Source organism: Robinsoniella sp. (assembly GCF_034124845.1).
This window is the reverse complement of the sequence record NZ_JAWYAJ010000592.1, coordinates 1-1,906: the sequence shown is the minus strand read 5'-3', so window position 1 is coordinate 1,906 and position 1,906 is coordinate 1. Positions and strand designations below refer to the sequence as shown.

Sequence of the window (1,906 nt, the reverse complement as noted above, 5' to 3'; positions counted from 1 at the left end):
GATGACAAACCCCTGATTCGCAGATCCCTGATCGAGACCATTCAGTGGGAAGTCCTGGGATGTGAGATAGCGGGAGAAGCAGAGAACGGACTGGAAGCAAAGGAAGTGATCCGGAAGGTAAAACCCCATCTGATTATTTCGGACATTAAAATGCCGGGATTGGATGGTTTGTCTCTGACGGAATTTGTAAAAGAATTTCTGCCGGATACAAAAGTGATTATCATAACCGGATACCAGGAATTCGAATACGCGAAAAAAGCAATTCAGCTTGGCGTGTGTGATTTAGTTTTAAAACCCATTGACAATGGGGCGATGGAGGTAATTATTCAAAAAGCCATAGACAGTATCCGGGAACAGCTTCAAAAGGAACATTATCAGAGACAGCTCTTAGAAGAAAATGACCGGTATAAGATGAAAATTGACCGTTCCTTAAAGGCGCTTCAGAGCCAATTTCTCATGGAGGTGATCAAGGGCAGGCGTTCCCCTGACAGGATGGATGCGGATGAAACTGTAAACTTACATTTAGGAGAAAGAAATTTTTCTGTGATTCTGGCCAGAATCCGCTCCTCGGATCAGCAGGTAGTAAGAGAATCAGCCAATGTGGCTGTGAAGCTCATGGAACATTTTAAGGAAGCCTGCGATATGGGATTTGTGGATTTAATGGTAAATCAGGATCTGGTATTTATTGCGTTTCACCGTCCGGGTAAAAGTGCACGGGAACACCGTGTACAGATGAAGCGCTGTCTCTATGCAATGAATGACCGGCTGTTAAAGGAACAGGGCAGTGTCTGCTGTTTTGCGGTAAGCAGGATAACCAACGATGTGGCTAAATTAGAAGAATGCTATAAAAATACGGTGGAAATATTAAATCAAAACTATTTTACCGCAGAGGAGAACATTTTGTTTCAGACATCTGCAGCCTTAGCGGTGTCTCCGGATACGGGTTATCTTCTGAAAGAACTAAATCAGTTTTATGCAGATCTGGAACACATGGAAGATGGCGAGCGGGACCAGAAGGTTGTGGTGATGGTTGAAAAAATTGTGCAGGAGACAAAAGGGGATGAATTCCGGATTAAATGTATGTTAAGTGAAATCTGCATTACCCTGCTGCGCCACTATTCTGAAAAATTCCACAAGGATGATCTGAAGAAAAATACCAATAAAGTGATGGAGGAAATTAACGGATTCGTGGACATCCGTGACGCCAGGGAATATCTGGTGGATTTTATACGGGAGATTCGAAAGCATTTAAAGGAAGAAAACCGGCTGACCCATCCACTTGCCCAGGGAACCATGGATTATATCAGGCAGAATTATAAACAGAATATTACTTTGACACAGGTGGCGGATACTTTATCTGTCAATTCTTCTTATTTAAGCCGGTTGTTAAAAAAGGAGACAGGAGAGAATTTTGTAGATCTTCTTGCGGGATTTCGGATTGATATCGCCAAAAGACTTTTAGATGAACCGGGAAGTAAAGTGCTGGATGTATGCGAAAAGGCAGGATATAGCGACTATGCCTACTTTTATCAGGTGTTTAAGCGGGTGGAGAAGATTTCCCCAAGTGAATATAAGAAAAGAGGTAAAAGAATCTAATATATTGTCAAATCAGGCGTATGGTCTGGCAGGTCTTCTGTTGTTATAATAGCAGCATCAAATGAAGGAGGAAAGATTTTATGAAGAGAAAAGCGGCATTAGCGATGGCAATTTGTATGGCAGTTGGAATGTTAACCGGGTGCGGAGGACCTAAGGAAGCAGGAAAAGCTGGCGAAACGAAAGAGAGCGTTGCACAGGCGGATACAGTGGCAGATGCAGATGGCGGGGAAGCAAAAAACGAACAAGCAGAGGGCAGTGAAGCAAAGGAAGGTAATGATGGAGAAGAAGTAGTGGTTAGGATCTTCCATCA

General features: G+C 43.1%; 1 protein-coding gene and 1 pseudogene. Both read left to right on the top strand.

The window, feature by feature from the left end:
* Positions 1–1,596, top strand: a 1,596-nt coding sequence (locus tag ACH2DQ_RS29170) for a response regulator (RefSeq protein ID WP_395028823.1), incomplete at its 5' end; no start/stop codon positions are given.
* A gap of 80 nt (positions 1,597–1,676) precedes the next feature.
* Positions 1,677–1,906: pseudogene (locus tag ACH2DQ_RS29165) on the top strand (hypothetical protein); the annotation flags it as partial.